Genomic DNA, 13675 nt, shown 5'->3' with positions numbered 1-13675 from the left:
AATAGCTCCACTTGCCCCTAACATAGAAAAAGCCTCCGAGAGATCGGAGGCTTTTGTTGTATTCGGAATTGTAGGTTTTCCGATATGTCGTTCTGTTTACTGGATGGGCTCTATGGTAACGACCACCATGTTGTACCCACCTCTTGGGTCCGCGTAGTATACTACCCCTGCAGGAGAGGCGATAAGACCTTTTCCGAACTGTACGTCCTCGATCTCGGTCACCCTACGTGTAAGGTTGTTCTCGTCAGCGGCACCGGTGTTCGGTCCTGCCTGTCTCATGGGCTGATCGGCACCGAAACCAACGATCTGGTCTACTTCCGTTCCTGCATCGTAAAGGTAGGAACGTGCAGAGGCTCCCGTTCCGCTCTTAGGGGTACCGTCCTCTTCGAACAATGGGTAGCCCACGTTGTTGTAGGATAGGAACCAGTCGTTACTGTTCACCATCATGGTGTTGTAGCTGAACCTGTATCCCACGGGAACATCTTCCAAGGTAAAGGTAAGGCTCTCACCAGGTCCGATGTTGGAGGTCTGGTCACTTGCCGCTACCGGGATGTTCAACTGGTTGCTGATGTAATCGAAGATAGGCCCGTTGTTCCCGTCCTCTGCGATCTCTTCCACACCGCTTCCCTCTACTGCTGGCTGTCCCTGTACGAATACCGGGTCGCGCTCAGATCCAAAGGCGTATACCACACCTGGGGAGAAAAGGGTATAGGAAGAGGAAAGCCTCAATGGCGCTCCAGTGGTACCTGTCTCGGTGAACCACTCGAAAAGACGTGTAGGGTTACCGGCGATGGAGATATCGGCCAATCCAAGACCTCTGTCCGGCTCACCTGTGGTGAACAATGGGTTGTCAAGGGCGTGCAGCACCAAGATACCTGGGGATAGGATCACAGGGTTGTCGGGATCCTCGGAACCTCTAAGGTTGACGATCAACAAACGGAAGGTCCTTGTGGACTCGTTATAGTCAAGGGTCACACGGATCATATCGGTCACGTCCGGAGTGACTACACGTACCCTTGTGTCAGGATCTGGTTCGCTGGGCGCGTTCCCTCCGCTCACAGATGCAAATTGTGAAGGATCTGTTGCCTCAACGGCACCGTCCCATAACAATACCTCATCGGTAACGTCTCCGATGACGGGCTGTCCATTGTCATCGAACAATTCTATACCTTGTCCCGTTGGGCCAAAGAAAAAGTCGTTGGAAACGATCTGCATGGTGGCAAAGTTCAATTTTGTTCCGGGCACGGCCTGGAAGTCCGCCCAATAGGATCCGCCTCGTTGTGGAAGTGGTCCGGGGGCACCGTCCACGTCATCGGGCTGGTTGAATATCTGAACCTCCAAGAAGTTCACTACGTTGGAGATGGTAACGTTGAAGGATGTGGTGGCCACTTCTTCCATGGTCTCTCCCTCTTCGCCCTCTGCAGGGGTCTCGGCCGCCGTCTCTTCCTGTGCGGGCGTCTCGGCAACGGGTTCAACGACCTCATCGTCATTGTTACAGGCTACGAAGGCCATGAGCCATGCCGCCAATAAGATTTTTGATAACTTTTTCATTTTTCTAAACTTTTTAATTTGAATTACAGTTTTTTATTTAACCGGGGCAAAACTGCACATTTAGAGTCGGTATCGCACCAAAAACTATTCTGAAAGGGAATTTTTGGCCCTGAAAGGGAAAAAAAAGACTTGAAAAAATCGGCAAAATGGAAAATCAAGCCCCCGAATGAAACGGGAGGAAGGGTTGCAATGAGGCATTTATAAAGAAAAAAACCCTGATATTAATATCAGGGTTTTTTTAGTCTAGTAAGTAGGTTTTTGTAAAATTTGGTTTATTATAATCTCTTTTTTTAGGTCAAGTACTGCATTGGGGAACGAAGCACTAAATAGGTTAAGTTTGGAGGTTTGTTGGGGACAAACCCATTTACTTAATTACACTGTAAATATAGATCAAGGATATAAAGGGTGAAAAAATATGTTGTGAACACCGCATATTTTGATGTGAAAAAACATGAGAATTCCATTTGATCGATGAACGACAATTTTAGCGGATAAAAACCACTTGCCTCTTATACGATGTAGCAGGCAAACATAGGTTAATAGATCGTTAATGAACAATTAAAAATAGAAATAGTATCCAATTAACAAAAGACGGGAGGACCTATTCCAAGGCAGATGGCCAAAAACGGCAGGTTAATGCTGGGTTAACGGAATCTATTTCCTTTTAGAAGAATCCTGTTTCAGTTACATTTGGAATGTTGAAACCATAGACCAACGCCTTATGCAACAAAAAATAAACATACTGATTATCACCGCTACCATTACCCTTTTAGGGTTGGTAGGCATACAGGCATATCTTATTTATAATACCTATGAGCTTAAAAAGGAAGCCTTTTTAACAGAAACCAGAAGGGCTATAGGAAGAATAGATGACGAATCTGAGCTAATAGGAGAGGTAGAGGATCAATTGAATCAGCATTTCATGGAATTGCTTTGGGAATATAAATACCAAGACCTGACCAAAGAACAATTAGTTCCAGATTTTATACGATATAGAGATTCCATCAATACCACTTACAATACATTATATCAACAAGAACTGAAAAAAGCCAATGTGGCGTACGACATTAAATTCAAAAAGAATGTAGCTCAGGTCGTTTTACTAGATTCTATTGCAAATGATACCATTTTAAATCTAGAAGAAGGGAATCACATGCTACTCCTTGGAGAGAACTTTGGAAAAAGTCAAGGCTATAATGTTAGTAGGGCCTTTATTGCTTCCGATTATATCAATCCAGCAGATTCCCTTGGGAGAAGTATTGATTTTAGATTAATTACCTATGACCGTATGAACATTTCGGAGTGGAAAACAATTGTTCTTGGTAGAATGACCTTGGTGTTCATCGTATCCGTACTGTTGTTGTTATTTGTAGTTGGCTTGTTTTATTATTCTATCAGCAATCTGATCAAACAGAAAAAAGTTGCCGATGTAAAGACAGATTTCATCAATAATATTACCCATGAGTTAAAAACACCTTTGGCTACACTAGCCATAGTAACTAAAAGCCTTAAAAAACAGGAAGTGGTTACCTCTCCAAAGAATTTAGCCAACACCTTAGGAATTTTGGAGCGGCAAAATAGTCGTTTGCATAAGCTTATTGATCAGGTAACCACCAATAGCCTTGGTTCCGAAGATATTATTGTACAAAGAGAGCGTGTACTGCACAATACCTATATTGAAAATATTATTACCGATTTTTCGCTTTCCATTGAAAAAGAAAGAATCACAGTACATACGGATATAGCACCTGAGGAAGTTTTTTTAAACATAGATACCTTCTTATGTACTACGGCCTTACTCAATATTTTGGAGAATGCAGTTAAGTATGGAAAAGCATCCACAATGATTCATATGAAAACCCAATTGCGCGGGCAAACATACCAGATAGAAATTAAGGATAATGGGATAGGTATAGAAGCAGCACATCAAAAACTAATTTTCGATAAGTTTTATAGAGTAACTCAAGGAAATGTACACGATGTTAAGGGTCTAGGTCTGGGACTGTATTATACCAAACAAGTTATATGTGCACATCATGGAACAATAGACCTCATTAGTGAGCCCAACAAAGGAAGCAAGTTTATCATAACCCTACCCCTAAACTAAGGCAGTATGACACGAGTATTATTAGCAGAAGACGATTTTGATTTCGGAAGTATCTTAAAACAATACTTGGAGATACATCAATTTGAGGTGTTTTGGGCCAAGGATGGGGAAGAAGCTCTAAGCTTTTTTAAAAAGGAACATTTTGACATCTGTGTTTTTGATGTGATGATGCCAAAAATGGATGGTTTCTCCCTAGCGGAAAAGGTTATTGAACACGAACCAGAAGTTCCATTTGTTTTCCTCACGGCGAAAAAAATGAAAGAAGACCGTATCATAGGCCTGAAATTGGGAGCAGATGATTATATCGTAAAACCCTTTGAAGCTGACATCCTTGTACTTCGATTAAACAATATTTTAAAGCGGACAAAAAGGCAACAGCCTCAAAAAGAGGTCATTCAACAAATTGGGGCGTATCGTTTTGATGCCGTGCAGCAATTATTGCTATTAAAGGATAGGAAACAACGATTGACTGAAAAAGAAACCGCACTTATACACTATTTATTTACGCATAAGAATACCATGATAAAACGCGATGATCTCCTCAAAGACGTTTGGGGCAACGACGACTTCTTTTCAGGAAGGAGTATGGACGTGTTTATTAGCAGATTACGAAAGTATTTCAAGGAGGACCCTAATATCGCCATTGAAAGCGTTCGCGGTTTGGGATTAACCTTTAAAATCGACAACAAAGAATAGGAGTTTATTCATCACGACCCTCATATGGGTCAAAATCAATCTTTAATTCAATCATCATTAAAAATCAAATAATCATGAAAACAATTGCAAACATTTTAATTAGCTTTTTGGTAGGACTAGTAACTTTAGGAGCTCAATCTACTCCCCCAACTCCTCCAACACCTCCTGGTCAGGCGGTGACCCAAAAGAGCAAATCTAGTAGTAAAAGTAAAACTACAGTAAGTGTAAATGGAAATACATACACTTATTTTTCCATTACCAATGAAGATGATCAGTACAAAGTAAAAGCCAAGTTCAATGCCTCAAAAACAGAACGGATCAGAACATACTTATTGGAAGAGTTTGGTAAAAAAGGATGGAAGAAATCCGGTTCCAAACAAATTTGGAAAGAAGTGTACGACGGTGACACGGCTTATGAAATTAAGTTGAGCGAGGGGAACCTGCGTATTTATGTAGATAAGGAAGTAAGTTCTTCCAAAATGGTGGAAAAGATGAAAACTGTAACGGGCAACATAAAAACCTATGTAGCAGGAGATTCTGAAAAAGAAGCAGAACGTGAAGCAAGGCGTTTGGAAAGAGAGGCAGAACAGAAAGTCAGGGAAGCGGAGCGGCTTACACGAGAGGCAAAACGTTTGGCAAGAGAGGCAGAACGTTTGGCGGCAAAGGCCAAGAAAAATTAAGAAAGTAGTACTCTACTAAAAAAGCCCTCCGATCGGAGGGCTTCTTTTTAGTAAAGTAGGTTACATTGTAAAACTTAGGTTGGTTTTTTTTGGTCAAGTACCGATTTGGGGAATCTAGCACTTTAGATAGTCCGTAGTGTTATTTGGGGTAAACACTATTTGTTATCACAATGTAAAGATAGGCAAGGTCTATAGTTGTATAAAAAATATGTTGTGAAGCCTTTAGATTTTGATGTGAAAAAATCAAACAGGTCAAATTGATCGATGAACTACATTTTTTACGTCATTTTTAGTACTCATCCAAGTGCTCAGGGTACAAGAAATTGTTATAAGGAAAGCGAGTTACATGAATATCACGTACTTCATCATAAACTCTTTTTCTAAAATTATCTAGATTTTCTTTATTGAGTGCGGAGATAAAAAGGGCTCGATCTCCTACCTTTTGCATCCAAGTTTGTTTCCAATCTTCAATCGTAAAATGTTTTTGGGTTCTTTCCGTGACCAAATCGTCCTCATCTATGGTTTCATAAAGGTATTGATCAATTTTATTAAAGACCATAATCGTCTTTTTATCGGCACAATTAATTTCGTCCATAATTTTGTGGACAGAATCAATATGCTCTTCAAAATTGGGATGCGAAATATCCACGACGTGCAATAATAAGTCTGCCTCCCGAACCTCATCTAAAGTACTTTTAAAACTCTCTACCAATTGCGTGGGTAGCTTACGGATAAATCCAACCGTGTCACTGAGTAGAAATGGGAGATTGCCAATGACCACCTTACGAACCGTGGTATCTAAAGTAGCAAAGAGCTTGTTTTCTGCGAAAACGGCACTTTTACTGACGACATTCATTAAGGTAGATTTTCCAACATTGGTATATCCTACTAAAGCTACTCTGACCAATGCCCCGCGGTTACCGCGCTGGGTTTCCATTTGCCGGTCTATTTTTAACAATTTCTTTTTTAGCAAGGAAATACGATCGCGTACAATACGTCGGTCTGTTTCAATTTCGGTCTCTCCGGGACCACGCATTCCAATACCTCCTTTTTGTCGTTCCAAGTGGGTCCATAGCCCGGTAAGCCTGGGCAGGAGATACTCATATTGGGCCAGTTCTACCTGAGTGCGGGCATAACTGGTTTGTGCGCGTTGGGCAAAAATGTCTAAAATTAAACTGGTGCGATCTAGAATTTTACAGCGCAACAATTTTTCAATATTACGTTGTTGCCCAGGAGTGAGTTCATCGTCAAAAATCACGGAGCCAATCTCGTGTTCCTTGACATACGCCTCCACTTCCATCATTTTACCACTACCAATATAGGTTTTAGGATTGGGGATATCCATACGTTGTATAAAACGTTTGGACACCTCACCACCTGCGGTGAACGTAAGAAATTCCAGTTCATCGAGATATTCCTTTACCCTATCCTCGTTCTGCTCCCGATTGATGACTCCAATAAGAACAGCCTTTTCGTATGCTATCTTTTTTTTCTCTAACATAATGTGCTAAAGTGCAAATCTACATAATAGTAGCCAAGCTATTTTCGTATTTTTAGCTTCAAAAGCAGAAATATTCAATTTTTTTATAATTCAAGCAATAAAGTGAGCAATACAAAATACACTATAGCCTTTTACAATCTGGAAAATCTCTTTGATGTGGAGGAAGATCCCAATACCTTGGATGATGATTTTACGCCCGATGGTTTTAAAAAATGGTCAAAAAAACGATTGCATAAAAAACTGCAGAAGTTAGGAAAGACTATTGCCGAAATAGGATTTAAAGAAACCGAAAAACTACCATCGCTTGTAGGTGTAGCCGAGGTGGAAAATGATACCGTTCTAGAAGATCTTTTAAAAACGGAAGGCATGCGAAAGGGCAATTATGATTTTGTGCATTACGATTCTCCAGACGAGCGAGGTATTGATACCGCTTTAATTTATAACAAAGAACACTTTGAAGTATTAGATTCTGAACCTATTGTACTTTATGTCAATAATCCGGATGGAGAACGGGACAATACTAGGGATATCCTCTATGTTCATGGAAGATTAAATGGAGAAGAAGTACACATATTTGTAAACCATTGGCCATCGCGTAGGGATGGAGATAAAGAAACAGCCTATAAGCGCATTGAAGCCGCGGCGACTATTGGACGTTTTATGGATCGCCTGGAAGAACAGTATGCCGACCCCAATTATATTGTAATGGGCGACTTCAACGATGATCCAAAATCCGAAAGTATCCAAAAACTATTGGAAAGGGATCGCTTATTTAACCCCATGGAAAAAATGTTAAGTCCGGATAGGGGCAGCGCCAGTTATAGAAGACAATGGAGTCTGTTTGATCAGATTATCATTTCCCATAATTTTTTCAATATTCAGAAAGACACCCATAGTTTTACCGAAGCAGATATTTTTGACCAAGGCTTTCTAATGGAAAGGAAAGGAAAGTATAAGGGAGCACCCTATAGGACTTTTGCGGGCAGAAAGTATTTGGGAGGCTATAGTGATCACTTTCCCGTATTTATACAAGTCAAATTTCATCAATGAGCCAAAAAAGAAAGGAAAATTATTAAAATGTAAGTCCATTTTAATCGGGTTTCTGAATCAAAAAGTGCATTTCATCGAATAAATCATGTTTTTTATCGATTAAAATTAGATTTTATTTATATTTGTAGTCCAAATCTTACTTAAATTGTTATGGACTACAAAATGCCTTTCCCAAAGGTATGGACGAATCTCGCTTATTCGTTGATATTTTTAACCTCCTTTTTCGCCAAAGCACAATCTACTTTTCAAGCAGAAAAAATTAGTGCTGCTTATCAAAATACAGAATTAAGATCCTTTACTCAACTTCTGGAAGATGAATTTGAAACCTATGCCACTACAGTGAACGACTTGGCCCAGAAAAATGGATGGAAACTGGAAGAGCAATTACCCAATGGAAGTTTCACTGAACTGCAAGGGATAGGTTCGGATGGCAGCCCCATTTATTACCAGACGTTTAATGATGATGTGCGCCTGGTATCTAGGGCGAATACCTTATACTCTGGAGGGCTTTTGGATTTGGGAATTGATGGGGAAGGGATGAAAATTGGTGTTTGGGATGCAGGCGTAGCCCGAATATCCCATCAGGAGTTTGACAAACGTGCTCGGATAGGGGATAATACCACTAAAATTGATCCCCATGCCACCTTGGTATCCGGAGTTTTGGTGGCTTCAGGGGTAAATAAAAAATCCCAAGGAGTGGCGTATAAAGCAGAAATGACCACAAGCAACTGGACCAGAGATAAGATTGAGGTGGCCCAAGCTGCGGAAAATGGTCTGTTACTGTCTAATCATTCCTATGGTATTCACCCGGGTCGTGTTCCAGATTGGTACTTTGGGTCTTATATCAAAGTCTCACAGGATTGGGACAATATTATGTTCAATGCACCTTATTATTTAATGGTGACTTCAGCTGGAAATGCACAACGCTTAATGCATAATGAAGTTCCCGTATATGGCAGTGCTGCTGATGGATTTGATCTTATTTTGGGTTTTGCAGCAGCTAAAAATGGAATTACTGTTGCCGCTGCGGATACGGAAATAAATAAGGAAGGGGTTTTAATACAAGGAAATGTTGCCCGCTATAGCAGTTTTGGACCTGTAGATGACGGACGCATCAAGCCAGATATTGCTGGTACAGGCTCTAATATTTTTTCCACCACGGCCGTACATGATAAAAGTTATGCGACATCTACGGGAACATCTATGGCAACACCAGGAGTTACTGGTGCTATGCTCTTGTTACAGCAGTATTACGAACGTCTTCACAATACCTATATGAAGGCAGCAACGCTTAAGGGCTTGGTATTGCACAGTGCTGATGATGTTAATGAAGTTGGTCCAGATTATAAAATGGGTTGGGGCGTTATGAATGCAAAAAATGCCGCTGAAATTATTTCTCGTGAAGCCTATAGTACGTTGCTTATAGAGGAAAGTCTGAAAGAAGGAGAAATGTATACGATTACGGTAGAAGCCAATGAAATAGAGCCCTTGCTGGCCTCTGTTTCATGGACGGATCCCGCAGGGGAATATATCAATAGAGGGATTGAGAACGATATCACTCCTGCCTTAATCAATGATTTGGATATCAGAATACGACAAGGAGATCAAGTATTTTATCCGTGGCGCTTAAATCCCGCAAGAGCGGCTAATCCCGCTACTAGAGGAGATAATTCGGTTGATCCTTTTGAAAATATCAAAATCGATAAAGGAAATGGCACCTATACTATAGAGATTACCCATAAGGGAAATTTGAGCGGAAAAAAACAAGATTTTTCCTTAATCGTATCCGGATTGGCATTGGTAAGCTGTAAAACAACGGTACCTACTGGTCTTGAAAAGACGGCATCCACAGCAAAAACGCTTAGTTTGGAATGGGAACCTGTAGCAGAGGCTTCTTTTGAATTGGCCTATAAAGAAAAAGAAAATACTGAATGGTATATGGTTTATACCAATGAAAATACAGCTATTCTGGAAGGCTTGAAACCTGGTGCCACCTATGAATACAAGATAAAAACTTCTTGTACTGCCAATGTAGCCTCTGCCTATACCGCTATACAAACATTTACTTTTTTAGGAGAGGATACTATCTTGGATAATAGTGAAGATTATACAGTATTGGAATCTACTAAGGAAGTAACATTTTCCGTATTCCCCAATCCGGCCGTAGATCACATACTATTGCAAGGAGATTTGTCATCGGACGCGCGCTACAGCATTATTACGACTACGGGACTTATTGTGAAATCAGGGAGTGTACGTAATAAAACTATAGCTGTTGATCAGTTATCTTCGGGATTGTACATTTTAAATATACAGGATTATCATGGCAGTAGCTCCAAGAAATTTTATAAGAAGTAACCAGAGGTTATTGGAGACCTCCTTTTGGGAGGCAATCATACCTTTTTAATTTCATCGGCTTCCAATAGGGATTCATTGCGCAAACGCAAGAATACTTGTACAGTTGTGACAACATCCAATTCGCAATAGCGTATGATGCGATCAATATCTTTTTCCAGATAAAACACATCTTTTACCATGCTACCGTCAATGTCCTCTTTGGGAGAAGGGATGCCAAGAATGTTGGCCATCAACTTTAAGGAAGTATAATGTTTATAATCCCCAAATTTCCATAATTCCATAGTATCCAAATGCGGAATCTCCCAGGGCTTTTTTCCAAATAGATTTAATTTAAAAGGAAGATCAAGACCTTGAATAATCATTCGTCTAGCGATATACGGAAAGTCAAATTCTTTCCCATTATGGGCACATAAGAGGTACTTTGGGTGCGAAAAATAGGAATCCAAAAGATTTTTAAAATCCTGGAGCAATTTTTTTTCCTCCCCAAAGAAAGTGGTTATTCTTAAATTTCGAGTGTCTCCATAGCATTTAAAATAGCCCACGGATATGCAAACAATTTTGCCGAACTCGGCCCAAATACCAGCACGATCATAAAATTCTTCGGGGGTATAGTCTTCTTTGCGTTGATAACGGGACTTCTGATCCCAGAGTTCCTTTTTCGCCTCATCCAATTCTTGGAATGAAGCTTTTTCAGGTACCGTTTCTATATCTAGGAATAAGATATGCTCAAGCTCAATTTTTTGTAACATGGCAAGCTCACTTTATTTAATATGATCTATTCTTGATGAAATGGACGTATATACCTTAAAAATACAATCTCACAAATTGTCGTAAACCCAAACATAGAATATTTACTAATATACATAAATTATGCAATCCTCCCTTATGGAGCAAAAACAGCAGTCTAGTCCATTTTGATGGGGATTGCGGATGTAGTTCATCGAAATATGGTAAGAATTTTCAATATTACCATTTGATAAACGTTTTAGATAAACCCTTAAATCTATCAATTTAATTTAAACCTACAGTAAAAATGAAAAGAAATGCTATTAACTTAGGCCTAAAGGCTGTTGCCTTGTCTGCCCTTTTGTGTTTTAATGTTGCCTGTTCCAATGACGAATCCGATGATGGTCTGGATGTCCTAAATCCAACAGAAGAAGGAACAAATAATGATAATGACCCTACTTCAGGAGACGAAGGTAATGGAGGAAATGATCAGGGTGGTGGAGACACCAATTGTACGCCCGCAAATTCTATTTTTAACGAATCGGACGGTTTGGTGAATATTGAATTTGAGAATGCCGTTTTTGGTGGGGATTGGGAGTTACAATCCAATGGAGATAATTTTTCTGGCGATGGCTATATGGTCTGGACAGGAGCACAATCCTTGAACACGCCTGGAAATGGATTGGTATCTTTTAAAATTCAGATCAACAACCCGGGAACCTATCAATTTGAATGGCGCACAGCGATCTTGACCGGAAACAGTGGAACAGATCATAATGACACTTGGTTGCGTTTTCCGGACGCAGATAACTTTTTTGGAGAAAAAGATGGTAGTAACAGTATAGTGTTCCCCGTGGGTACTGGAAAAACGCCAAATCCAGAAGGCGCCTCTGCTGATGGCTGGTTTAAAGTATACCGTAGTGGGGACAACTTGGATTTTAAATGGAATGCCTTGACCAATGATCATGATGGGCACCGCATTTATGTAACTTTTGACAATGCAGGTGAATATACCATGGAAATTTCCGCAAGATCTTCAGGACATGCCATCGATAAGTTTGTATTATTCAAAACACCATTTACTTTGGGCGATGCGGTATCCAATGAAAATCCATTGAGTACAGCAAGTTGTAATTAATAGAAAACAGCTAAAATAAAGTATGTAAAAGAAGGGCATTGCCCTTCTTTTTTTGTAAAACCCACTTTTTTGTTAAAACTGACTGAAGAGTTGGTTTTATACTGCGCGTTACACATGGGATTATGTATTCCTATAGTTCTAAAAAGCTAAAAGAACGATAAACGGTAATGGGTCTCACCAAAAAAGTTGAAAATGGGAATAGCACAGACCTATTGGTTTGTGACATTTAAAATAAAGATTGTTGGGTAACCGGACTCTCATGGTCCAACAGCCATTTTTTCCGATGTAATCCACCGGCATAGCCTACCAAGGAACCGTCGCTTCCAATAACCCTATGACAGGGAATTACGATCCACATGGGATTTTTTCCATTGGCCGATGCCACTGCCCGTATGGCCTTTACATCACCCAATTTTTTGGAAAGATCTAGGTAAGAACAGGTCTTCCCAAACGGAATATCCTGTAGTGCATTCCATACTTTTTTTTGAAAATCGGTGCCTTGTGGATTTAGGGAAAGGCTAAATTCTTTCCGCGTACCATTGAAATATTCTTCCAATTGATATGCAGCATCTTCCAGTACTTCAGGAATAATGTCACTGACTTTATCGGCATTGCTCAAAATAGAAATAGCGGCTAGGCCATCTTCATTTCCCTCAATTTTAGCAATCCCCAAAGGCGTTTGTACAAAGGCAATTTCCATAGGTCAATCGGTTGTTGAATTTTCGTCCAATAGGCCTTTTCGTTTGGCCCTGTTTTCCCAATTTTTACGTGCTAATTGCTGTAAATCCGCAACATGATCACTTTCATCCATAATTTCCAGACCCAAAAGGGTCTCTATAACATCTTCCATACTAACAAGGCCACTGATCGAACCATACTCATCTACCACGAGGGCAATATGTTCCCTTTTGGAAATGAAAGTCTCAAAAACCTTTGGAATAGGGGTATTTCGTTCAATAATGAGAATTTCCCGTCGAATACTGGATAAAGGTTGTTCTCCTTTTTCATTGATGATTTCTTCCAGAACGGTATCTTTTAACACGAAACCTGTGATATTGTCTTGACTTTCGGCAAAAATGGGAATCCGCGAATGTCGCATTTTGGGGTTTGCTTCATAAAATGCACGTATCGTTTCGTCTTCCGAGGCGGTTTTTAGCACCGTTCTTGGTGTCATGATATCCTTGGCCAAGATTTCATCGAATTTGAGAAGATTTTTAATGACATCCGATTCCGATTTCTGAAAGACCCCTTCTTCTTGGGCAATATCGGCCATAGCCGTAAAGTCCTCCCTGCTCAATACACTACCGTGATGGTTTTTACTTCCAATCAATTTAGTGAACAACTGCAGTAGCCACAATAGGCCGGTCCATTTTAGCACCCAAACCATTCCATTTAAGGTTGTGGTCGTAAATTTTGTCAATTGTTTCCAATAGGTAGCTCCAATGGTTTTCGGGATGATCTCCGATGCTACTAAAATTAATATGGTCATAATGGTAGATACGACACCAACCATAAGGTCTTCCGTAAATTCAATACCTAGAATAGTTATGGGAGTACTTCCATAAAGTTCTGCATAAGCCGCTTTGGCCTGTACCCCTACTAAGATAGCCCCCACGGTATGGGCAACGGTATTTAATGTAAGGATGGCGATGAGTGGCTTGTCAACATCTTTTTTTAATTCTTCCAGTCCGGTGGCGAACGCTTTTCCCTCTTTTTTCTTAAGATTGATAAAAGTGGGCGTGACACTGAGAAGCACTGCTTCAAGAATGGAGCATAAAAAGGAAAAAAATATAGATACTACGGCAAAAAGGATCAATAACCCCATAATAATGGTTTAGTTTTTTTAAAAATAGCGATATTTTTTAGGC

Annotated in this window: 11 protein-coding genes; 6 read left to right on the top strand and 5 right to left on the bottom strand. The window is 40.1% G+C overall.

All coding sequences use genetic code 11. From position 1 onward, the window contains the following. Window positions 1-96: 96 nt before the first annotated feature. Window positions 97-1551: a spondin domain-containing protein gene (locus ACEXOE_RS06215; protein ID WP_394747873.1), complete on the bottom strand. Its 1455-nt coding sequence runs from the start codon at window positions 1549-1551 to the stop codon at window positions 97-99. A 721-nt stretch (window positions 1552-2272) separates the two neighbouring features. On the opposite strand from ACEXOE_RS06215, the gene ACEXOE_RS06210 reads away from it, so the two are divergent. The 3 genes from ACEXOE_RS06210 to ACEXOE_RS06200 all read left to right on the top strand — a co-directional run bounded on the left by ACEXOE_RS06210 (window position 2273) and on the right by ACEXOE_RS06200 (window position 5034). Beyond that, entirely contained in the window at window positions 2273-3658 is a 1386-nt protein-coding gene (locus ACEXOE_RS06210) for a sensor histidine kinase (protein ID WP_394747872.1), read from the top strand. Between the two features lie 6 nt (window positions 3659-3664). Continuing rightward, window positions 3665-4354 carry a response regulator transcription factor gene (locus ACEXOE_RS06205; RefSeq protein ID WP_394747871.1) on the top strand — a complete coding sequence of 230 codons (690 nt, stop codon included), beginning with the start codon at window positions 3665-3667 and terminating at the stop codon, window positions 4352-4354. 74 nt (window positions 4355-4428) lie between these two features. Then, a complete protein-coding gene (locus tag ACEXOE_RS06200; protein WP_394747870.1) occupies window positions 4429-5034 on the top strand; it encodes a hypothetical protein in 606 nt (201 codons plus the stop codon). 289 nt (window positions 5035-5323) lie between these two features. On the opposite strand, the gene hflX is transcribed toward ACEXOE_RS06200, so the two are convergent. Further along, on the bottom strand, window positions 5324-6535 hold the full coding sequence (hflX, locus tag ACEXOE_RS06195) for a GTPase HflX (protein WP_394747869.1): 1212 nt from the start codon (window positions 6533-6535) through the stop codon (window positions 5324-5326). Between the two features lie 102 nt (window positions 6536-6637). On the opposite strand from hflX, the gene ACEXOE_RS06190 reads away from it, so the two are divergent. After that, window positions 6638-7585 carry an endonuclease/exonuclease/phosphatase family protein gene (locus ACEXOE_RS06190; protein WP_394747868.1) on the top strand — a complete coding sequence of 316 codons (948 nt, stop codon included), beginning with the start codon at window positions 6638-6640 and terminating at the stop codon, window positions 7583-7585. 150 nt (window positions 7586-7735) lie between these two features. Continuing rightward, a complete protein-coding gene (locus ACEXOE_RS06185) occupies window positions 7736-9943 on the top strand; it encodes a S8 family serine peptidase (RefSeq protein ID WP_394747867.1) in 2208 nt (735 codons plus the stop codon). A gap of 35 nt (window positions 9944-9978) precedes the next feature. On the opposite strand, the gene ACEXOE_RS06180 is transcribed toward ACEXOE_RS06185, so the two are convergent. Continuing rightward, entirely contained in the window at window positions 9979-10692 is a 714-nt protein-coding gene (locus ACEXOE_RS06180; RefSeq protein ID WP_394747866.1) for a 3'-5' exonuclease, read from the bottom strand. Between the two features lie 284 nt (window positions 10693-10976). Here ACEXOE_RS06180 and ACEXOE_RS06175 point away from each other — a divergent pair, with 284 nt between their 5' ends. Beyond that, window positions 10977-11807, top strand: a complete 831-nt coding sequence (locus tag ACEXOE_RS06175) for a hypothetical protein (RefSeq protein ID WP_394747865.1) — start codon at window positions 10977-10979, stop codon at window positions 11805-11807. Window positions 11808-12033: 226 nt separating this feature from the next. On the opposite strand, the gene ACEXOE_RS06170 is transcribed toward ACEXOE_RS06175, so the two are convergent. Both ACEXOE_RS06170 and ACEXOE_RS06165 read right to left on the bottom strand, forming a co-directional pair. After that, entirely contained in the window at window positions 12034-12507 is a 474-nt protein-coding gene (locus tag ACEXOE_RS06170; protein WP_394747864.1) for a methylated-DNA--[protein]-cysteine S-methyltransferase, read from the bottom strand. Window positions 12508-12510: 3 nt separating this feature from the next. Further along, a complete protein-coding gene (locus ACEXOE_RS06165) occupies window positions 12511-13632 on the bottom strand; it encodes a CNNM domain-containing protein (protein ID WP_394747863.1) in 1122 nt (373 codons plus the stop codon). Window positions 13633-13675: the final 43 nt, after the last annotated feature.

Origin of the sequence: Spongiimicrobium salis (assembly GCF_043678055.1) — a bacterium.
In the GTDB taxonomy this organism is placed as follows: domain Bacteria; phylum Bacteroidota; class Bacteroidia; order Flavobacteriales; family Flavobacteriaceae; genus Spongiimicrobium; species Spongiimicrobium salis.
The sequence above is the reverse complement of the archived record's forward strand: the minus strand, read 5'-3'. Positions and strand labels throughout refer to the sequence as shown.

Coding starts and splice junctions, on each gene's coding strand:
- ACEXOE_RS06215 (WP_394747873.1), bottom strand. CDS start 1,551: ATGAAAAAGTTATCAAAAATCTTATTGGCGGCATGGCTCATGGCCTTC.
- ACEXOE_RS06210 (WP_394747872.1), top strand. CDS start 2,273: ATGCAACAAAAAATAAACATACTGATTATCACCGCTACCATTACCCTT.
- ACEXOE_RS06205 (WP_394747871.1), top strand. CDS start 3,665: ATGACACGAGTATTATTAGCAGAAGACGATTTTGATTTCGGAAGTATC.
- ACEXOE_RS06200 (WP_394747870.1), top strand. CDS start 4,429: ATGAAAACAATTGCAAACATTTTAATTAGCTTTTTGGTAGGACTAGTA.
- hflX (WP_394747869.1), bottom strand. CDS start 6,535: ATGTTAGAGAAAAAAAAGATAGCATACGAAAAGGCTGTTCTTATTGGA.
- ACEXOE_RS06185 (WP_394747867.1), top strand. CDS start 7,736: ATGGACTACAAAATGCCTTTCCCAAAGGTATGGACGAATCTCGCTTAT.
- ACEXOE_RS06180 (WP_394747866.1), bottom strand. CDS start 10,692: ATGTTACAAAAAATTGAGCTTGAGCATATCTTATTCCTAGATATAGAA.
- ACEXOE_RS06175 (WP_394747865.1), top strand. CDS start 10,977: ATGAAAAGAAATGCTATTAACTTAGGCCTAAAGGCTGTTGCCTTGTCT.
- ACEXOE_RS06170 (WP_394747864.1), bottom strand. CDS start 12,507: ATGGAAATTGCCTTTGTACAAACGCCTTTGGGGATTGCTAAAATTGAG.
- ACEXOE_RS06165 (WP_394747863.1), bottom strand. CDS start 13,632: ATGGGGTTATTGATCCTTTTTGCCGTAGTATCTATATTTTTTTCCTTT.